The organism is Paenibacillus sp. FSL H3-0333 (assembly GCF_038002805.1).
Lineage (GTDB): Bacteria > Bacillota > Bacilli > Paenibacillales > Paenibacillaceae > Paenibacillus_AQ > Paenibacillus_AQ silagei.
This window is the reverse complement of the sequence record NZ_JBBODG010000001.1, coordinates 1,242,067-1,260,795: the sequence shown is the minus strand read 5'-3', so window position 1 is coordinate 1,260,795 and position 18,729 is coordinate 1,242,067. Positions and strand designations below refer to the sequence as shown.

The 18,729-nt window shown below is 55.1% G+C and carries 18 protein-coding genes and 2 riboswitches; of the genes, 11 read left to right on the top strand and 7 right to left on the bottom strand.

The genetic code is table 11. The features are described 5' to 3' along the window. The first annotated feature begins 44 nt into the window (after positions 1–44). The 3 genes from MHH78_RS05580 (at position 45) to MHH78_RS05570 (ending at position 2,446) form a co-directional block, all read left to right on the top strand. Positions 45–836: a flagellar motor protein gene (locus MHH78_RS05580; RefSeq protein WP_341166853.1), complete on the top strand. Its 792-nt coding sequence runs from the start codon at positions 45–47 to the stop codon at positions 834–836. Beyond that, a complete protein-coding gene (locus tag MHH78_RS05575) occupies positions 833–1,729 on the top strand; it encodes a flagellar motor protein MotB (RefSeq protein WP_341166852.1) in 897 nt (298 codons plus the stop codon). Before MHH78_RS05580 ends, MHH78_RS05575 begins: the two co-directional genes overlap by 4 nt. A gap of 84 nt (positions 1,730–1,813) precedes the next feature. Continuing rightward, on the top strand, positions 1,814–2,446 hold the full coding sequence (locus tag MHH78_RS05570; RefSeq protein WP_341166851.1) for a hypothetical protein: 633 nt from the start codon (positions 1,814–1,816) through the stop codon (positions 2,444–2,446). Between the two features lie 100 nt (positions 2,447–2,546). Here the strand turns inward: MHH78_RS05570 and gcvH are convergent, their stop codons facing one another. Further along, complete coding sequence (gene gcvH, locus MHH78_RS05565; RefSeq protein WP_341166850.1) at positions 2,547–2,939, bottom strand: glycine cleavage system protein GcvH; 393 nt, start codon at positions 2,937–2,939, stop codon at positions 2,547–2,549. 184 nt (positions 2,940–3,123) lie between these two features. Beyond that, positions 3,124–3,221: riboswitch (glycine riboswitch) on the top strand. A gap of 3 nt (positions 3,222–3,224) precedes the next feature. Next, positions 3,225–3,324, top strand: a riboswitch (glycine riboswitch). An 81-nt stretch (positions 3,325–3,405) separates the two neighbouring features. On the opposite strand from gcvH, the gene gcvT reads away from it, so the two are divergent. The 3 genes from gcvT to gcvPB are packed head-to-tail and all read left to right on the top strand — an operon-like array spanning position 3,406 to position 7,336. Further along, complete coding sequence (gcvT, locus tag MHH78_RS05560; RefSeq protein WP_341166849.1) at positions 3,406–4,530, top strand: glycine cleavage system aminomethyltransferase GcvT; 1,125 nt, start codon at positions 3,406–3,408, stop codon at positions 4,528–4,530. Beyond that, a complete protein-coding gene (gcvPA, locus tag MHH78_RS05555; protein WP_341166848.1) occupies positions 4,527–5,879 on the top strand; it encodes an aminomethyl-transferring glycine dehydrogenase subunit GcvPA in 1,353 nt (450 codons plus the stop codon). Before gcvT ends, gcvPA begins: the two co-directional genes overlap by 4 nt. After that, positions 5,876–7,336, top strand: coding sequence for an aminomethyl-transferring glycine dehydrogenase subunit GcvPB (gcvPB, locus tag MHH78_RS05550; protein ID WP_341166847.1), 1,461 nt, complete (start codon positions 5,876–5,878; stop codon positions 7,334–7,336). The genes gcvPA and gcvPB overlap by 4 nt, the downstream gene beginning before the upstream one ends. Positions 7,337–7,447: 111 nt before the next feature. Here gcvPB and MHH78_RS05545 read toward each other — a convergent pair whose 3' ends face one another. Next, entirely contained in the window at positions 7,448–8,221 is a 774-nt protein-coding gene (locus MHH78_RS05545; protein ID WP_341166846.1) for a LuxR C-terminal-related transcriptional regulator, read from the bottom strand. Positions 8,222–8,431: 210 nt separating this feature from the next. On the opposite strand from MHH78_RS05545, the gene MHH78_RS05540 reads away from it, so the two are divergent. The 4 genes from MHH78_RS05540 to MHH78_RS05525 all read left to right on the top strand — a co-directional run bounded on the left by MHH78_RS05540 (position 8,432) and on the right by MHH78_RS05525 (position 11,610). Continuing rightward, positions 8,432–8,782: a hypothetical protein gene (locus tag MHH78_RS05540; protein WP_341166845.1), complete on the top strand. Its 351-nt coding sequence runs from the start codon at positions 8,432–8,434 to the stop codon at positions 8,780–8,782. A gap of 174 nt (positions 8,783–8,956) precedes the next feature. Further along, on the top strand, positions 8,957–10,006 hold the full coding sequence (locus MHH78_RS05535) for an ABC transporter ATP-binding protein (RefSeq protein WP_341170284.1): 1,050 nt from the start codon (positions 8,957–8,959) through the stop codon (positions 10,004–10,006). Continuing rightward, positions 9,984–10,793 (top strand): ABC transporter permease, encoded by an 810-nt coding sequence (locus MHH78_RS05530; RefSeq protein WP_341166844.1) that lies wholly within the window; start codon positions 9,984–9,986, stop codon positions 10,791–10,793. The genes MHH78_RS05535 and MHH78_RS05530 overlap by 23 nt, the downstream gene beginning before the upstream one ends. Positions 10,794–10,812: 19 nt before the next feature. After that, on the top strand, positions 10,813–11,610 hold the full coding sequence (locus MHH78_RS05525; RefSeq protein WP_076080100.1) for an ABC transporter permease: 798 nt from the start codon (positions 10,813–10,815) through the stop codon (positions 11,608–11,610). A gap of 610 nt (positions 11,611–12,220) precedes the next feature. Here MHH78_RS05525 and MHH78_RS05520 read toward each other — a convergent pair. The 5 genes from MHH78_RS05520 to MHH78_RS05500 form a co-directional block, all read right to left on the bottom strand. After that, on the bottom strand, positions 12,221–13,075 hold the full coding sequence (locus MHH78_RS05520) for a hypothetical protein (protein ID WP_341166843.1): 855 nt from the start codon (positions 13,073–13,075) through the stop codon (positions 12,221–12,223). Positions 13,076–13,186: 111 nt separating this feature from the next. Then, positions 13,187–13,510: an L-rhamnose mutarotase gene (locus MHH78_RS05515; RefSeq protein ID WP_341166842.1), complete on the bottom strand. Its 324-nt coding sequence runs from the start codon at positions 13,508–13,510 to the stop codon at positions 13,187–13,189. A gap of 109 nt (positions 13,511–13,619) precedes the next feature. Next, the gene (locus MHH78_RS05510) at positions 13,620–14,780 is read right to left on the bottom strand and encodes an ABC transporter permease (protein ID WP_341166841.1); all 1,161 of its coding nucleotides are present in this window, start codon (positions 14,778–14,780) and stop codon (positions 13,620–13,622) included. After that, positions 14,773–15,939 carry an ABC transporter permease gene (locus MHH78_RS05505; RefSeq protein WP_341166840.1) on the bottom strand — a complete coding sequence of 389 codons (1,167 nt, stop codon included), beginning with the start codon at positions 15,937–15,939 and terminating at the stop codon, positions 14,773–14,775. The genes MHH78_RS05510 and MHH78_RS05505 overlap by 8 nt, the downstream gene beginning before the upstream one ends. 14 nt (positions 15,940–15,953) lie before the next feature. Continuing rightward, positions 15,954–16,889 (bottom strand): ABC transporter ATP-binding protein, encoded by a 936-nt coding sequence (locus tag MHH78_RS05500; RefSeq protein WP_076080085.1) that lies wholly within the window; start codon positions 16,887–16,889, stop codon positions 15,954–15,956. Between the two features lie 194 nt (positions 16,890–17,083). On the opposite strand from MHH78_RS05500, the gene MHH78_RS05495 reads away from it, so the two are divergent. Beyond that, entirely contained in the window at positions 17,084–18,274 is a 1,191-nt protein-coding gene (locus tag MHH78_RS05495) for a sensor histidine kinase (protein ID WP_341166839.1), read from the top strand. Positions 18,275–18,729 lie beyond the last annotated feature (455 nt).

The following is an 18,729-nucleotide window of genomic DNA, read 5'->3' as shown; positions in this document are numbered from 1 at the left end:
CTGTTGCAAACCATAATATATAGAAATTTAAGGAGCCTGAATTTATGGATTTCATTACAATACTCGGCCTGCTGGCCGGAATTGCCGCCATGATCGGCGGTTTTCTGTGGGAAGGCGGCAGCCTGTCCGGCCTGCTGCAGCCTAATGCTGCCTTGATCGTATTCGGCGGCACCCTTGCGGCTGTACTCATCAGCTTCCCGGCGTCCAAGCTCCGCAGCATTCCGGCGGCGCTACGCGTGGCTTTTGGCAGACAACGGGATACCAGCCGGGAACAAGCCGAAGAGCTGATTGCTATGGCTGCACTAACGCGGCGCGGCGGTGTTCTCGCCCTGGAGAAACGGGCAGAGGAACATCCCGATCCCTTCACCCGTGAAGGCCTGTTTCTGATTGTCGACGGCAATGACCCGGATCAGGTCCGGCAGATCCTGGAGCTTGGAATGGATGCCAAGGAGCTGAAATATGAAGGCTATGCCAAAATATTCGAAGCCGCCGGAGGCTATGCACCGACCATGGGCATTATCGGCACCGTTATGGGGCTGATCCGGGTTCTGAGCAACTTAACGGACCCTTCCAATCTAGGCGCGTCGATTGCCGTAGCTTTTACAGCAACACTCTATGGAGTAGCCAGCGCTAATCTACTCTTTTTACCCATTGCCTCCAAAATCAAATCCCGCAGCCAAAGTGAGCTGGGCACCATGGAGATGCTGCTAGTCGGCATTCTGTCCCTGCAGAACGGGGATCACCCGCATCTGGTCCGGCAAAAGCTGGCCCCCTTCCTGGCAGACGCCCCTAAACGCAGCGCCAGCGCCAGCACCAGTCAGGGAGACCCGCTATGAGACAAAGAAACCGCCGGCAGCACCGCACCGCCGCAGGTAAGGAGAGCCGGGACCGCTGGATGATTACCTATGCGGATCTGATCACGCTTCTGCTTATTTTCTTCGTGATTCTGTATGCCATGAGCAGTCTCGATTCGCAGAAATATGCCATTGTCAGCGGCTCCTTATCGGATACCTTCAAGAGCGGAAGTACTGTACTGGAAGGCGGAAACGGCGTTCTGGAGGGCAATCAGGGCATTACAGGGACTGACGTTTCGAAGGGTCATAATGAAGACGGCAGCACCGCTGACACGCCTTCGGCCACAGACTCTGGGGATGCGAACGAACTCAATGGACACGGGGCAGATACACCTGCAGCCGGACAAGAAGGAGATGGGGCTGGACACCAGCCGTCTGCGCGCGAGCTTGCTTTTCGTGAACAGGAGGCGAAGCTGGCTGCGCTTATGGGCGTTATCACCCAATACGTGGAGGAGAATAACCTGGGTGAGCAGATTTTTGTTGCCGATAAGCCGCAGGGCATTGCGATCACGCTCAGTGACCGCTTCCTGTTCGATGCGGGTAAGGCTGAGCTGAAATCGCCTGCACTCCCTGCACTGCGCCAGCTCTCCGGCCTGTTCCGCGGCATCGGCGCCACCATCAGCATCGAAGGCCACACCGACAATGTTCCCGTGACGCCAGGCTCAGTGTACAAAGACAACTGGGAGCTATCGGGCGCCCGGGCGCTGTCTGTCCTGCGCTTTTTTCTGGACAAAGAGGGGCTGAGCCCCGATACCTTCCAGTACGCGGGTTATGCCGATACCCGGCCTGCATATGATAATGTGACCGTCGAAGGCAGACAGAAGAACCGCCGGGTCGAACTGATTGTACTGCGGCAGCTGCAGGAGGAAGAATAGCAGGTAATCGCGAGCGAATCCGCTCAGATAGCGGCAGGCGGCAGAAGCATATATCCATTTGCTAATATAAGGAGATAGCTCGCTATGCAGGATACAAACGGAGCGACGCCGGAGTCCGCAGGGTTTTTCAGGCTTTTGCGGCTGGCAGTTTCGCTGATCATGATCATTATTGCCCAGGGGATGCTAACCCTTTTCGTCGGATTTTTTGCCGCCTTCATGCAGTTCTTCTCCTCCCGTTACTTCTGGGGAGACCTCGCCCGCGTCTATCCGCTGGACAAGCTGATTGCAATTGGCGCTGATTACCTTATTGCCGGAGCTATCTTCGCCCTGGCCTGGTTCGGGGTCTGGTGGATGCTCTACGGCTTGTCCGGGAATGGGCGGATCCGCTGTTTCCCCCTGCTTCTGCTGAGCGCGTATTCGACGTTTCTTCTCCTCTTTTTACAAGTCAATCCGGTCTATAACCCGGAAGCCATGATCCCCAGTTCTGCCGGGGAAGCGACATTTATCGTTTGTATGGGGATGTCTGCCGCCGTGCTTTTCCCGTTTTATTCAGCCGGAGTGTATTATTTCGTGCTCAAGCCCGCCACCCGTCCGCGAAAAAGATACCGTTTCCTGCTGCTGTGCTCTGCATTTTCCCTTGCGGGTCTGGCTCTTCTGCCCCTGTTGTGGCATCTGGCTCCGGGCCTGTATCCGGGTCTGCTCGGGTATCCAGAATGATATACAGACGCAAAAAGACAGACCTCTCACATTAGTAACATCTAATGTAATAAAGAGAAGTCTGTCATATTAACATCCGCTTTCGCAAATAAACTAACTTTTATTCCCCAACCAGTTCCTTGTACGCAGCCGCATCCAGCAGGCCGGTTACTGCCTCTGCGAACTCAACATCAAGCTCCAGCTCAAAAATCCAACCGTCTCCGTAAGGCTGATCGTTGATCATCTCCGGGCTGGCCTCCAGCGCATCGTTGATCTTGGTCACCTTACCGGATACGGGTGAATATAGCTCTGATACCGTCTTCACGGATTCGATACTGCCCACGCTGTCGCCTGCGGAGATTGCTGCACCCACTTCCGGAAATTCTACAAACACGATATCGCCCAGCAGATGCTGCGCATGATCCGTAATCCCTACACGTACTACGCGTCCCTCGCCCTGCTGCGCCCACTCATGCTCTTCGCTGTATAGCAGGTTGTCCAGCACTTCACTCATTTCCAAGCCGCCTCTTTTCCGTAATTGGAGTTCTAAATTTAGTTATAGCCTAAGTTATCGGCTTGCCTAATGTCAATATAACTGACAGTAAAATTAAATTTGTCAACTTTTTGACGTTTTTTGATTGACAGGGCGGAGGGTTACCCGGTTTAATGGAGTCAGTAGAAAAACATATGGTTTGCGAATGATGGCATAGGGAGAGACTGTCTCACAGGAAGACAGCGCCGAAGGAGTAAGCCCGGGATGGGTGAATCTCTCAGGCAAAAGGACCTTTGCCGGACGCATCTCTGGAGAGCATCCAGGCCTGTAGCATAGGCTGACGGATCACCAACGGGGAAACCTGCACCAACAGCTGCAGGGTAACTCTCAGGTACAAAGGACAGAGCGAAAGTCCATTTATGCATGCGTGCATAATGGCTTTCGCCTGTCCTTTTTCGTATGTAACCAAAGCCAAGGGAGTGACGAGATGGAGTCTTTGAGAAGAACACCTTTTTATGATCTCTATGCCGCGTATGCGGAGTCCAGATGTATTGATTTCGGCGGCTGGGAGCTGCCGGTGCAGTTCACAGGGATCGTGAAGGAGCATGAAGCCGTCCGCAATCAGGCCGGACTGTTCGATGTCTCCCACATGGGGGAATTCATGGTTACCGGAGAGGGCGCGGAAGCCTTCCTCCAGAGAATGACCACGAATGATGTCAGCCGCCTGGAAGACGGCGCGGCGCAGTATACTCTCATGCTCTATCCAAGCGGCGGAGTGGTGGACGATCTGCTCGTATACCGGCTGGGCGAAGAGCGCTATATGCTTGTCGTCAACGCTTCCAATATCGACAAAGACTTCCAGTGGCTGCAGGAGCATCTCACCGCTGAGTTCAGCGGGGTCACTCTGAAGAATATCTCGGATGAGACCCTGCTGCTCGCTTTGCAGGGACCACTGGCGGGGACGATCCTGGCCAAGGTCACGCAGGTGTCTCTAACAGAGCTTAAGCCGTTCCACTTCATCGAACACGCTGAAATCTGCGGCGTCACCGTCCTGCTCTCCCGCACCGGGTATACCGGCGAAGACGGCTTTGAGCTGTACGCTCCCGCAGATACAGCGGCAGCTCTCTGGAATGGCCTGCTCGCCGCAGGCGCTCCGCATGGCCTAACTCCTGCCGGACTCGGCGCACGCGACACGCTGCGCTTCGAGGCCAAGCTGCCGCTGTACGGCCAGGAGCTGTCAGCGGATATCACTCCCCTCGAAGCCGGTGTCCAGTTCTTCGTGAAGCTGGATGCAGGGGATTTCATCGGCCGTGACGCCCTGCTGAAGCAGAAGGAAGCCGGTCTGCCCCGGCGTCTTGTGGGCCTGGAGATGATCGACCGCGGCATTCCCCGCTCCCACTACCCCGTGTATGCGGACGGAGTCAAGATCGGTGAAGTAACGACCGGCACACAATCCCCGACACTGAAACGGAATCTCGGACTCGCCCTGCTGGACGCTGCCTATACGGAGATCGGCACAGAGGTGTACGTGGAGATTCGCGGCAAGCAGCTCAAGGCTGCCGTCATCAAAGCCCCATTCTACAAAAGAAGCCAAGGAGTGAAGCCGCAATGAAGCACCGCTATCTGCCTATGACTGAGCAAGACCGTGCAGAAATGATGGAAACCGTAGGCATCCAGTCCATCGACGAGCTGTTCGCCGATATTCCGCAGTCCGTCCGCTACCAGGGAACGATGCCGATGTCCGGCGCTCTGGACGAATACGCACTGCTTCGCCATATGAAGGGTCTGGCTGATAAGAATGCCGACTTCGACACGCACACCAGCTTCCTGGGCGCCGGATTGTATGATCACCATGTTCCGGTTGTCATCAACCATGTGATTTCCCGTTCCGAATTCTATACTGCTTACACTCCTTACCAGCCGGAGATCAGTCAGGGGGAGCTTCAGGCGATCTTTGAATTCCAGTCGTATATCTGTGAGCTGACCGGAATGAAGGTTGCCAATGCCAGTATGTATGACGGCGCAACCGCCTTCTCCGAGGCAGCGGTGCTGGCCGCCGGAGCTACCAAACGCAAAAAGCTGATTGTCTCCCGTACGGTTCACCCGGAAGCGCGTCAGGTGCTTCGTACCTCCGCCAACGCCTGGGGCCTGCAAATTGTAGAAATTGACTATGCTGACGGAGTAACGGATCTCGCCAAGCTGGCCGAAGCTGTCGACAGCGATACGGCCGCTGTGCTGGTCCAGTCCCCGAACTTCTTCGGCGGCATTGAGGATCTGCGCCAGATCGAGCCGCTGGTCCATGCGGTCAAGGGTCTACTCGTCGTCAGCGCGAACCCGATTGCGCTCGGTGTGCTGGAAGCCCCGGGAAGGCTTGGCGCAGACATCGTCGTCGGTGACGCCCAGCCGCTGGGTATCGCCGCCTCACTGGGAGGCCCAACCTGCGGATTCTTCGCGGTGGCCGAGCCGCTGATGCGCCGGATGCCGGGCCGGATCGTCGGCCAGACAGTTGACCGGAATGGCAAGCGTGGCTTCGTGCTGACGCTGCAAGCCCGCGAACAGCATATCCGACGTGAGAAAGCGACCTCGAATATCTGCTCCAACCAGGCACTCTTGGCACTGTGCGCTTCTGTCTACCTGTCCGTGATGGGCAAGGAGGGCATGCGCGAGGTGGGTGAGCTGAACATCCGCAAGAGCCACTACGCCGCAGGGCGGCTGGCTGAAATCACCGGCGCAGAGCGCGTCTTCACTGCTCCGTTCTTCAATGAATTTGTCCTGAAGCTCCCGGAGGGCAGCAGTGTGAGTGCGATTAACTCCAGGCTACTCAAGGAAGGCTTTTTAGGCGGCTATGACTTAAGCCGGGATTACCCCGAGCTGGCCGGACATATGCTGGTTGCCGTAACGGAGAAACGAAGCAAGACCGAAATTGACGAATTTGCAAGCGCACTGGAGGGCTGTGTATGAAACCGGAACAAAGTCTGATTTTTGAATTAAGCCGTCCCGGCCGCTCGGCCTACTCCCTGCCTCTGTGTGATGTGCCGCAGGACGAAGGCCTTGGCTCACTCATTCCTGAAGGGCTGCTGCGCAGTGAGCCGATCATACTGCCGGAGGTATCGGAAGTGGATGTGATCCGCCACTATACAGCCCTGTCCCGCCGCAACTTCGGAGTTGATAACGGCTTCTATCCGCTCGGCTCCTGCACGATGAAATACAACCCCAAGATCAACGAGGATGTCGCCCGCTTCCCGGGACTCTCCAAGATCCATCCGTACCAGCCGGAGGAGAGCATCCAGGGTGCGCTTGAACTGATGTACACGCTGCAAAAGGATCTCGCCGCCCTGACCGGCATGGATGCCGTATCCCTGCAGCCTGCTGCCGGCGCCCATGGCGAGTGGACCGGCCTGATGATGATCCGCGCCTACCATGAGAGCCGCGGAGAGGTCCGCTCCAAGGTCATCGTGCCCGATTCCTCGCACGGCACCAATCCGGCAAGTGCCGCCGCAGCGGGACTCGACACCGTGACCATCCCCTCCAACGACAAGGGAATGGTCGATCTCGAAGCGCTGAAGGCAGCTGTAGGCAGCGACACCGCTGCGCTGATGCTCACGAACCCGAGTACTCTTGGACTCTTCGAGACGCATATCGTCGAGATCGCCGCAATTGTCCATGAAGCGGGCGGCCTGCTCTATTATGATGGAGCGAACTCCAACGCGATTATGGGCATCACCCGCCCGGGCGATATGGGCTTCGATGTGGTGCATCTCAACCTGCACAAGACGATGAGCACGCCGCACGGCGGCGGCGGGCCGGGAGCCGGACCGGTCGGCGTGAAGGCGAAGCTGATTCCATTCCTGCCGCAGCCTACGGTGGCACAGAACGAAGACGGCAGCTTCACGCTGGACTGCGGCGGGCCGGAATCGATCGGCCGCGTCAAAGCCTTTTACGGCAACTTCGGGATTCTCGTCCGTGCATATGCCTATATCCGCACCTACGGTCCCGACGGCCTGCGCGAGGTGTCCGAGAACGCCGTGCTGAACGCCAACTATATGATGCACCGGCTGGCTCCTTACTTCGAGATTCCCTTCCCGGGGGTCTGCAAGCATGAATTCGTGATGTCCGGCAAGAACCTTAAGCAATACGGTGTGCGCACGCTGGATGTAGCCAAACGGCTGCTTGACTTCGGCTATCATCCGCCAACCGTCTACTTCCCGCTGACGGTAGAGGAATGTATGATGATTGAGCCGACCGAGACCGAGAGCAAGGAGACGCTCGACGGCTTCATTGAGACCATGATCCGAATCGTCAAGGAAGCCGAGGAGACGCCTGAGATTGTCATTAATGCACCGCATACGACTGAGATCAGCCGCCTGGATGAGACGCAGGCCGCGCGTAAGCCGGTGCTCAACTGCTCCTGCGGTTAACCTTCTGCCAGAGAGGTCGGGCTTAGATGGTACACCAAATAGCCGGGTCAGCGATACGTTGGTATCGCTGCCCGGCTATTTGATATATGTACCTGATGCAGATTCCCCCGGCTACGGCGTAAGGCGCTTCACGAACTGGAAGCGGTCATTCACCCGCATTTTACTATAGATACTCTTCAGCATATTGCGCACCGTGCCTTCACTGATCCCCAGATCGCTCCCGATGTGCAGCGCACTCTTCTCCAGCAGCCACAGCCTCGCTACCTCCTGCTCCCGCGCAGTCAGCTTATACTCCAGCAATGTGGATTCAAGCCGGTACTGCTGCATCTCCGGGTTCTTCTCCATCCACTTCTCCATGATATTCTCTGCAATCTGCTGCACGAAGGGAATGGCGAATTCAATCGGCTCTCCTCTATTAAAAGAAATATCAACATAGCCGTAAACGCTATCATGATCCTGCAAGGGAGCGCATACACAGTTCCAGTCGCGGAAGGTCTGATCCGTATGTTCCGTTCCCCGCACCACTCCGATGCAGTTCATCTCCATCGCCAGCGATACGGCATTCATTCCTGCCTGCTGCCTGCTTAAGCTGACCCCCGGACGCAGCTCCGCCTGCTCCATCTCGGCCTGCGTCTCCGAAGAAGAATAGACCAGCTCCAGAATGGTCCCCGCCTTGTCCGTCAGGAATACCACATATGGAATGGAGAGCAGCTGGCTTAATTTGTTCATTTCACTGCGGATCGAAGAAATCATAGCTCTATGGTAGATATGCTCCCTGGATTCTTCGGAAGTACCCGCTACGGACATTCCGCTCTGGACATCAACTTGGGGTGCATCCAGCGGCCGGAAGGCTTCAAGTTCGCTTGCTTCTAAATCCCCAGGCATACTCCATGCTCTTGATTGATTAAAGACTCTCACAAACGATCCCTCCATTTTTACCAATTCCTATATAATCAATTTTAAAAGAAAGCATTATAACATACAATTACGGAATAATGAACATTCAGTATTGGATCTGTAAATCCCCGCGTTAGCGCTGTAAAATGTAGAAATCTGTTCACTCTTATATTTCTACATCATTCCAGGAGGTTCGACATGCTTCGCATCGGCTATCTATCGACTGCCCTTAATCTGGCTACCGCCATGGTGTCATTCCTGCGCTTCGGAAGTAATTATGCCCTGCTCATCATGGCCAGCTATACCCTCTTAACCCTTGCGGGATATCGGCTGCTGCAGAACAAAAGAACATTATATCTGATCCCTCTGCTTACCTTCAGCTGTTCATTCCTCTTATACAACGTGACCTATGTATTGTTGAAGCAGATTAACCTCGTAGACCTGTATGCTGTAGACTGGAGACTTGAGGTTCAGCTGGCGCTTCCCCTGCTGGTAGGGTTCGCCGTCCAGACTCTCCTTAAGCGTAGCGGCAACTCCCGGCTAGTGTAGGCTATACGGGGCTGCCGCTTTTTTTGCAAAATCGACCTAATCTGATAGTTTTCGACATCGGCTCAGTGATATATTTACTCTTACGTCATTCAGAGCGCTGAGGATTCAGAATTTTTCTCGCAGCCATCTGCGGTAACGCTTTCAACGTAATGAACAGGAGGGTTAAGCTTGAGTATGATTGAAGCCAAAGGACTGAGTAAGTCCTTTATGCAGGCGGTAAAGGAGCCGGGCCTTAAGGGAGCGGTGAAGCATCTGTTCCTGCCCCGGCATATCGAGAAGGTGGCCGTCAAGCCACTGGATCTGAGGATTGAAGCGGGGGAGACGGTGGCCTACGTGGGACCGAATGGTGCCGGTAAATCGACCACCATCAAGATGCTGACCGGCATTCTGATGCCTTCCTCCGGGAGTATCTCGGTGAACGGGATCAATCCGTACCGCAAAAGAATGGAAAACGCCGCCCAGATCGGCGCAGTCTTCGGGCAGCGCACCCAGCTGTGGTGGGATATTCCGATTGCCGAGTCCTTCTCGCTGCTGAAGGATATCTATCAGATTCCGGATGCCCTCTATAGGAAGAACATGGACTTGTTCACCGAAATGCTCGGGATGAACGAATTCATCCACCTCTCCGCGCGGAAGCTCTCGCTGGGTCAGCGCATGCGTGCCGATCTGGCCGCAGCCCTGCTGCATAATCCGCCAATTCTGTATCTCGATGAGCCGACGATTGGCCTTGACGTATCCGTGAAGGAGAAGATCCGCGGGTTCATTAAGCAGATCAACCAGGAGCAGCAGACGACCGTGATGCTGACGACCCATGACCTGGGGGACATCGAGGACCTGTGCAAGCGGCTGGTCATTATCGATCACGGCGCGATTATTTATGACGGTACGCTGAGCGAGGTCAAGGCCCGTTTTGCCAAAAACCGCGTCATCTTCTTCCAGGTACGCTCCCCCATGCCGGAATTGTACGAGCTGCTGGAGCAGAGCCCCGGACTGAAGCTGGAACAGCAGAGCAGCCAGGAGTTTTCGGTCACCTTTGACCGGTATGAATATACCGCCAGTGAAGTGGTCAGCCGGGTGATGAAGCATGGGGAGGTACTCGATTTCCGCATGGAGGATACCCACATTGAGCAGGTCATTAAAGCTGTCTATGACGGCCATCTGGACCTGAACGAGCACCGGGAAGCAAGGGGGCAGGAACATCATGATGACACCAGCCCGACTTAACATATACAGAAGCATTGCTAACCGCTCCTTGCAGAATGTGATGGCCTACCGGAACTCCTACATCATTAATTTACTGGCCAACTCGATTAATCTTGTAGCGATCTTCTTCCTCTGGCAGGGAATCTATGGCGGGCGCGAGGCGGTGGGCGGTTACTCCTGGGATCAGATGAAGACCTATCTGCTGGTGACCTTCCTGGCTAATTCCGTCTTATCCTGGTATTCCGAGACTGCCATTTCCGGCAAAATCCTGGACGGCAGCGTCGCCATGGACCTGCTGAAGCCGATTGATTTCCAGACGGCCCGATTCGCTGAAACCTTGGGTGCGAGTCTGCTGGAGGGGGCGATGAGCACAATTCTGCTGATCGTGTTCGCCACCTTCCTTACCGGAGTGAACTTCCCCCACTCGCCGATCGTCTATCTGCTGTTTGCGGTCAGTCTGCTCTGTGCGGTTGTGGTCAAATTCGGCGTGGTCTATCTGGCGGCGCTGTTATGCTTCTGGTCGACGGGGTCCCTTGGGATTGTCTGGACGCGGATTGCGCTCACTAACCTGCTGTCGGGCGCGCTGGTGCCATTGGCCTTCTTCCCGGACTGGCTGGAAAAGCTGGCGCTGCTGCTGCCCTTCCAGGCCATCATTCATACGCCAACGATGATTTTCCTGCAGCAGGCAGATACCTGGGAGAGCCTGCGGCTGATCGGCCTTCAGCTCTTTTGGGGGGCAGTGCTCTGGATGGCAGGCAAAGCCATGTGGAACTGGGCGGTCCGCCAGGTGACCATTCATGGAGGCTAAGGCGGAAGGAGGACGCAGAATGAAAATATCGCAAATGCTCTATCTCTATAGAAGACTGTATGTGCAGCAGCTTAAGGCGATTCTGGAGTACAACAAAGACTTTTACATCCTAATGTGCTCGGCGGCCTTGACGCAGGTGTTGGGCTTTGTGTTCCTGTGGGTGATCTATGACCGGATTCCGGATATTCAGGGTTGGCAGTTCTGGGAGGTCACCTTCATGTACGCCATGATCTTCCTGACGGAGGGGGCGGGTTCGCTGTTCTTCGAGGGCAGCTGGCGGCTGGGCAGGCTGGTCAACACAGGAGAGCTGGACCGTTATCTGCTGCGGCCGGTGCCGGTGGTTCTTCAGGTGTTCTGCACGGGGATTGGGATTAACGGTCTCGGCAATCTGCTTATCGGCGGGGTGATTATCTGGCAGTCGCTTGTGCACAGCCCTATCCACTGGACAGCGGGCAAGGCCGCTATTCTTATCCTGCTGTTTGTCACTGCGGTCATTATCCGGGTATCCATTAACCTCATGGGTAACTCGGCGGCCTTCTGGATTCGCAATGCCGGGAATGCATTTCCGCTAATGGTGCATAATCTGTCCGATCTGGCCAAATATCCGATTACCCTGTTTCCGCAGGCGGTCCGCATCTTCATTTCGACGGTGCTGCCCTATGCGTTCATCAGCTTCTACCCGGCAACCTATATTTTCGGCAAAAGCGGCTGGTCCGGCTGGTGGCTCCTCGCCCCTGTCGCGGCTATCGGAAGCGCGGCAGCGGCTTACGGAGTCTTCCGGTACGGGCTGTCCCGGTATGAGAGTACGGGGAACTGAGGGATGTGGCGGTATGGCAGTCCGCCGCTCACTTGCGGCGGGTTCCGGCGGGAGTTGGGGGGTGGGGTGATGGTGGCCGGGGATAGGGTGAATGAGGTGCAGAAGTGCACCTTATTTGCCGGATTGGCACGCATTCGGAGATTTCAGGGGCACTAGTGCACCACATTTGCTCAATTAGCCGGTATCCCGTGAATTCAGGGGCACTAATGCACTTCACTTGCCCGTTTTGGTGTATGTTCGCTGAAATCAGATGTACTAGTGCACTTCAATACTCTTCTTCAACTAAATTTGGCAACGTTCCACTCATCCGCCCACTTCCGGCCACATCTGAGGGGTTTATCCCTTTCATTCCGCTCATCCGTCCACTTCCGGCCATATCTGAGGGATTTATCCCTCTCATTCCGCTCATCCGTCCACTTCTGCCCGCATCTGAGGGATTTATCCCTCTCATCCTCCCCATCCGGCATACCTCCGCCTGCCTCCGCCTGCCTCCGCCAACCTCCCGAATCACTACCTTTTGATTTTCAGTATCTTACTATATTAAAAAACCTCCCTTTGGTTACCTGGAAGAAAAACTCCGGCTAAAAGGAAGGTTTTACTCTACTTCGTTCTACTGTGCAACAAATTGCCGCTTATCGAGGTCCAGCTCATAACTCTGTGGTCCTGGTCCCGGTTCGCCCCCAGCACCCTCAGGCGAGTGCACCACTAACTGTTCGTTCTGGTTGGCCGGGAACGGCGGCAGCTCGGAGTAGACCAACATATCATGTATGATTTCCCCCTGCTTGAAGGATAACGGAAATACTTCTCTGCTTCCCTTCTCCATAGCAAAGGCGTAAGCAACCAGTCCATGCCCGGACTTGTATTGGGGAGCAAGCAGATACACTTCTGCATTCTTGAAGCTGACTTTATCGAACTCCAGAACCTGGTCTGTTGGGCGTACGAATAAGAAAGCGGGCAGCTTAAGCAATACCTGATCCTGCTTCTCCGCCCGGTATACGATGGAGTAATCAGCCTGATATGTCTGCTCCCCTTCGAGACCGTAATTGCTGGATGCCTCCAGGTGTCCCCGCTCCTCGGAGCTGCTTGCAATCATCAGCAGCTCGCCTTGCCCTGCTGCGCTTCTCGCGCGGATAGTTCCACTGGCATTAATAGAATCGACAACCACAGAGCCGGCGATACCCTCCAAGGAGAACTGGCTGGTGAGGCCAGCTGTAGTTATCGGAGTCCCTGAGGATGCAGTTTCTGCGTCTGCTGGTGAAGCACTTGGTGCAGATGAAACAGTCTGTGCAGGGGCAGTAGGAGTTGCCGATGGAGACGCAGAAGCAGATGCTAAGGCAGACGGAGCCGATTCTGCCCCCGGCGTACCGGTGACGGATGTATTTTGGCTGCTGCACCCCAGCAGCAGGCTAAGCGACAGGACCGTGCCTGCTGCCAGTGTTGTAGCTGTAGACCGGATTGGACTCATTCCCCTCTAATCGTTTTTTGAGTACAACCCATTATATAAGATTATCACGGTCCACAAATTTAGAGATTGTCTTATTTTCTTTAAAAAATAGTCACATTCCTGTATACCGGACTACTTCAGATAAAAGACCTCCCGCAGCGGCACCATCGGAACCGCATCGTTGAAATCGAAGGAGCCCTCGACCATCTTCGAGGTGATCGCATTCCAGCGGTTGCAGGCCTCACTCCCGGCGATATAGGCGAATGCGGCTTCCGTATCATCACATTCAAAGCAATAGAAGAACTGGTTGCCGTTCTGAAAAATAGAGTAGTTGCGGATGCCCGCCTTGCTGTGCTCCTCCAGAATCTCCGGCCACGGCTCCAGATGCATTTGTACGTATTTCTCTAAGTATTCCTCTTTCACCTTCCAGGTCCAAGCCAGCTTGTTGCTGCCCATCCTCGCATCCTCCTGTCATATCTTCCTTTGATTCGATCATATCACATATGAACCAGGTTTGAATATGACCGTTTCGGACATTTCAAGGCAGCCAGGATACCCTTCGATATCAGGTACTGATTCCGGCTTCATTCGGACGAAGAATGGCAGAGCCAATCGCCAGCAGAACGGCAGCCATCAGTCCCAGGATCGCAAACGGCATCCACAGCTCGTTCCAGCCGCCACCGGTCGCGGCAATGTCTACCGCTTGTATTGCCCATTTCTGCGGTGTAAAGTTGGCCAGCTTCTGCATATATTCCGGCATGATGGAGACGGGCCAGAAGCAGCCGCCCAGCATGCAGGTCGGGGTAAGGATCAGCGAATTCAGCATCCCGGCATTGCGCGGATTGCGGATCAGCCCGGCAACGGTGCTGGCAATCCCCATGGAGACCAGCATGAAGGCCGCCAGAACCAGGAAGTAGAGAAAGAGAGGCATCTCATAATCGTAGCGGAGCACCCATTTGCCCAGCACCAGCACGACAAGGATCTGAATCATTCCTACAAGAAAGCTGCCCAGGAAGTTGCCAAGCGCAATTTCATAGGAACGGACTGGAGCACTGAACATGCGCATCATGGTACGCCCTCTGCGGTCATCCGTGATCTGGGAGACGGAGCTGGTCACCAGTGCCATCAGGAACATAAGCGTCATCCCTGTAACTACGCCCAGGGTCTGCCGCGGATAGAGATCATAATCGGTACGGGTGCTGCCCACGTTGTGCTGCTCCGACTGCTTCAGCACAGCAGCGAGCTGCGCCTGCATATCGCCTGTTCCTCCGCTGGCGGCAGCAACGGTATGTGCTGCTTCGGCAATTTGTGCAGCAGTGGCGGTGATCTTCATCTTCATCATGATTGAGCTTTCGCTTGCTCGAAGCTCATAGATGCTGATCTGCGGCGAGTCCCCCGCCATTAAGGCGGCAGTGTACCCGGCAGGAATGAACACCCCCACCGTTCCCTCCTGCTTAATTGTCGCTTCCTTCAAAGCGGCCTCATCCTTGCGCGGCTCGAACTTATATTCTCCGGCCTGCTCCAGCTCCGTAATCAAATGTCTGCCGGCTGCCCCCGTATCCGAGTTGGCATATAGAACGGTTGCCGGTCCCTCCGCCATCCCTCCGGTAAGGGAGATAATCGCTGCCACCACTATGCCGGGAAGCAGAATGAATACCATAAGCCCTCTGAAGGTGCCAATGCTTCGTCTAATCATATTCCAGGCAATAATTAATATTTTATCCACGGTAACCCACCTTCCGGTATGAGACAATCACTGCCGCGAACAAGGCCGCGCTGATGAAGCACATCACCCACAGATTCGGCAAAAGCTGCTCCAGACCGGAATGCAGCATCATCCGGATGACCGCCTGCTGCACCCAATGGTTAAGCGTGAATGCCCCTGCGCTGTTCACCCAGGAATCGGGAAGCGGCGCCATTCCGCCGCTGACGAAGGTCATTACTACAGTCAGGACACTAATGATATTCGTAGCCGTCGCTGAGGTCCGGCTGAAGAGACAGATCAGTACGGCTAGCGTCATTGAGGCGGCAATCATCAGCAGGCAGAACAGCAGCAGCAGTCCCGGGCGGTTGCCCCAGTAGACGTTGAACAGCCAGTCAGACAGCAGAATAATCGTGAGGCACTGCAGGATGCTGACCAGGCCTACGCCGAGCATTTTGCCGATGAACAGATGACTGTCTTTTACCGGCATGGAATGGATTCTGAACAGCGTATGGTTCTCTTTATCGTTAAAAAGTGAGGCTGTCACGGTCAACCCGCTGTACATCAGGAACATCAGCAGCATGGACGCTGCATAGAACTGGGCCGCCGAATAGGTCTTCCCGCCATTGTTCAGATCCCCCAGCACCACCCCCGGCTTACCGGCAGGTGCCGTAGTCGCTGTAAGAGCATGTGGTCCAAGGGTTACGGCTGCGGCCTGCTTATAATTCAGCTCCATCAGCAGATTGTCGAAGGCTGTTCCGGCTACCCGGTTATCGGCATGGCTCCTGCCCAGAATGAACTCCAGGCTCGCTTTCTTACCGCTCTGCACCTCCTGGTCGAAGCCCGGGGGAACAATAACGCCATAGGCATATTTACTGGTACGGAGCCCGCTCTCTGCGGCTTCACGGCTCTCTGTCTTGACAGGAATAATGAGCCCCTTCACCTCAGGCGTCTCCAGAAAGGCCGTAAGGATCGCAGATGCCTCTGCCCCTCCGCCTCCTTTATTCACAATAGCTACACGTACAGGCTTGATCTCATCTGCCCCCTGCACCCCGACCACCCCGGAGAGCGAAGCGCCCAAGAGGAAGATCAGCACCAGCGGCAGCAGGAACATATTAAGCAGCAACGAGCGTGAACGGAGCTGTCTGCGCAGCTCAAATTTCATAATAATCCAGGTATTCACGTTTCTCCCCCTCTCTAATCCCGCAAGGTGCGGCCGGTCAGACTAAGGAACAAGGTCTCCAGATCCGGCTCTTCAATATTCAGGGAGGCAATGACCCCTTCGTGCTTGGAGAAAATAAACAAAATATCCTGGAGCGCACTTTGCGAGGAGGGAAGATACAGCTCTATCGCATCCTGCACCGCTTCTACCCGGTTGATCCGGGGATGCTGCCCCAGCTCGTTCACTAAGGCAGGGGTGATGCCCGCTGCCTTCACAACGATTTTCTCCTCGTGGGCCACCCGTTCGCGCAGCTCATTCTCCGTACCGCAGGCAATAATATGCCCCTGGTCCATAATGGCCACCCGGTCACAGATCGCAGCGACCTCCTCCATATAATGGCTGGTGTAGATCACCGACGACCCCATCTTATTCAAAGCCTTCACGGATTCCAGAATATGATTGCGTGACTGCGGATCAATGCCTACTGTGGGTTCATCCATAATAATCAGGCGCGGACGGTGCATGATGGCACAGGCGATATTCAGCCGTCTTTTCATCCCTCCCGAGAAGGTTGACGGTTTATCCCTCGCCCGGTCGCTTAGGCCGGTGAACTCCAGCGCCTCTTGGGTCCGCTCCTTCAGCAGTTGTCCGCGCAGCCCATAGAGTCTGCCGAAAAAGCTTACATTATCACTTGCCGTCATATTCTCATATAACGCCAGCTCCTGGGGCACAAGCCCGATGCGCTTCTTCACCTCAAGCGGCCGCTCCCTTACAGACAGCCCGTCGATAATAATATCGCCGCTGTCGGCCTGAAGCAGCCCGCAGATCATGCTGATGGTCGTGCTTTTCCCGGCACCGTTCGGGCCCAGCAGGCCGAAGATTTCACCCTCCTGTATATTGAAATTCACGTGATCCACAATCAGCTTCCCGTCATATCTCTTCACAACATCGCTCAGTACTGCTAGTGCCATTGCCGATGCCCCCTGTTCCTTCATTCTCGTATTCTTATTGTACAGTAGGGCGGACACAGCCGAAGGTACTAAAGGTCATGATCCAGAGGTGACGAAAGTCATCTCCTGAAGGGCAGCACTCTTATGCTAAGATGGTTATACCTGAGAAGAATGTTGACCGATTAGGGATATTTTATCTAAAAGGATGAGCTTACTTGACCAGAGAACTGATACTGCTGCGCTACAGCCTGCTTATAATCCCGGCGATCCTCTCCATTCAAGTCTATGAATTCGCGGACTATGACTGGTTCACTCTACATTTCATGCTGCTGATGCTGCTGGTCACACTGGGTGCAAGGCCATCCAGATCTCTCTCCACACTGACCGGAGGCATGGAGCTGATCCTCACCGCCTGGCTTTGTTACGAATACGGGCCGCTGATGGTTTTTCCGGCCTTGTCTGCGGTGATCTCCTATACCCGGCGGCAGCAAAGAAATACGGCCCTTGCCTTCTTCTGTATTCATCTGGCTCTGCTGAATGCCGCTCTCCTTCATGCGGCGCCGGCAGTGCTTGTCTATATGAATCTTACTTTCCTGCTGTGTGCCGGCTTGAATCTGCTGCTGCTCCGCACAGGGCGCGGGCGTGCCGATACCTTATTCCTCTATGATGAGTTGCGCAAAAAGCATTTCGAGCTGGAAGAGGCCCGCGCAAGGCTGCTTCAGTTCACCTCCCACATAGAGGTGGCTGCGCAGGCCGAGGAACGGGTACGGATTGCCCGCCAGCTGCATGATGACATCGGCCACCGGCTGATCCGGGTCAAGATGATGACTGAAGCGGCCATCCACACCCTCCCTGCCGCACCGGAAACGGGACTGCAGATGATGAACCAGATCCGGGATCAGCTCTCGGGCAGTATGGATGATATGCGTGCGGCGCTGAAGCGGATTAACCCTGCTCCGCAGCTTGAAGGAGCCTATGCGCTGGACCGGCTGCTGGAAGAAGTGGGCCGCGATACAGGTATTGCCACCTCCTATACGGTGCAAGGGATTCCTTATCCGCTCTATCCGAGCCTTCAGGTTGTGCTGTACACCAATGCCCGGGAGGCCATCACCAATGCGCTGCGGCACGGGCAGGCCAGCTCCGTATGGGTGGAGGTCACCTACACAGAGCATGAGGTGCGGATGGAGACGGGCAATAACGGGAAGCTGCCCGAGGAGGAGGCTCTGCACAAGCTGCACCATACTGGCGGAATGGGCCTAAAAGGCATGCACGAACGCTGCGCCCTGATTGGTGGAACGCTGGAGCTGCGGCTGCAGCCGCAGTTCTCGGTCATCACCCGGCTGCCCGTGTATCGGCAGCCGGAGGCGCTGAATAGGGGAGTGGGCGTGAGAGTGGGGCAAGGATGAGAGTGAGGCTGTGGGAAGCTGGCTATAGCCATAGCGTACATATAACTGACGGGGAACTGATGGGAAGGCGGATTGAGATACAGTTGTTATAAGCTAACAACTTGCGGTTCTCGGAGAGCTGCTCCCCCTCTGCCAGAAGCAAGTGGAAAAGCGTATCTTAATTTCACAGTTTCTGATGTTTCCAAGGAATTAGTTGGAAAAACAGCATCTACTGTCGATGATTTTACTGCTGCGGGGCAGATTGGGAACAATTAAGTGTTGTTTATCCAACTGTTGTCCCCAGAGAGGCCACTCGTTGATCAGCAAGTGCTCAAAATCCAACTATATTCCCCACGCTAGAACATCGGCAGACTGATCATCTGTCCAACTGTTCGCTCACACCAAAGCATTGGCAAACTAGTCAGTTCTTCAACTACCCCACGCCATAACATCAGCAGACTGATCCGCTGTCCAAC

Excerpts from the sequence above, each read along its gene's own strand:
- MHH78_RS05580 (WP_341166853.1), top strand. The coding sequence starts at position 45 with ATGGATTTCATTACAATACTCGGCCTGCTGGCCGGAATTGCCGCCATG.
- MHH78_RS05575 (WP_341166852.1), top strand. The coding sequence starts at position 833 with ATGAGACAAAGAAACCGCCGGCAGCACCGCACCGCCGCAGGTAAGGAG.
- MHH78_RS05570 (WP_341166851.1), top strand. The coding sequence starts at position 1,814 with ATGCAGGATACAAACGGAGCGACGCCGGAGTCCGCAGGGTTTTTCAGG.
- gcvH (WP_341166850.1), bottom strand. The coding sequence starts at position 2,939 with ATGAGTGAAGTGCTGGACAACCTGCTATACAGCGAAGAGCATGAGTGG.
- gcvT (WP_341166849.1), top strand. The coding sequence starts at position 3,406 with ATGGAGTCTTTGAGAAGAACACCTTTTTATGATCTCTATGCCGCGTAT.
- gcvPA (WP_341166848.1), top strand. The coding sequence starts at position 4,527 with ATGAAGCACCGCTATCTGCCTATGACTGAGCAAGACCGTGCAGAAATG.
- gcvPB (WP_341166847.1), top strand. The coding sequence starts at position 5,876 with ATGAAACCGGAACAAAGTCTGATTTTTGAATTAAGCCGTCCCGGCCGC.
- MHH78_RS05545 (WP_341166846.1), bottom strand. The coding sequence starts at position 8,221 with ATGCCTGGGGATTTAGAAGCAAGCGAACTTGAAGCCTTCCGGCCGCTG.
- MHH78_RS05540 (WP_341166845.1), top strand. The coding sequence starts at position 8,432 with ATGCTTCGCATCGGCTATCTATCGACTGCCCTTAATCTGGCTACCGCC.
- MHH78_RS05535 (WP_341170284.1), top strand. The coding sequence starts at position 8,957 with ATGATTGAAGCCAAAGGACTGAGTAAGTCCTTTATGCAGGCGGTAAAG.
- MHH78_RS05530 (WP_341166844.1), top strand. The coding sequence starts at position 9,984 with ATGATGACACCAGCCCGACTTAACATATACAGAAGCATTGCTAACCGC.
- MHH78_RS05525 (WP_076080100.1), top strand. The coding sequence starts at position 10,813 with ATGAAAATATCGCAAATGCTCTATCTCTATAGAAGACTGTATGTGCAG.
- MHH78_RS05520 (WP_341166843.1), bottom strand. The coding sequence starts at position 13,075 with ATGAGTCCAATCCGGTCTACAGCTACAACACTGGCAGCAGGCACGGTC.
- MHH78_RS05515 (WP_341166842.1), bottom strand. The coding sequence starts at position 13,510 with ATGGGCAGCAACAAGCTGGCTTGGACCTGGAAGGTGAAAGAGGAATAC.
- MHH78_RS05500 (WP_076080085.1), bottom strand. The coding sequence starts at position 16,889 with ATGGCACTAGCAGTACTGAGCGATGTTGTGAAGAGATATGACGGGAAG.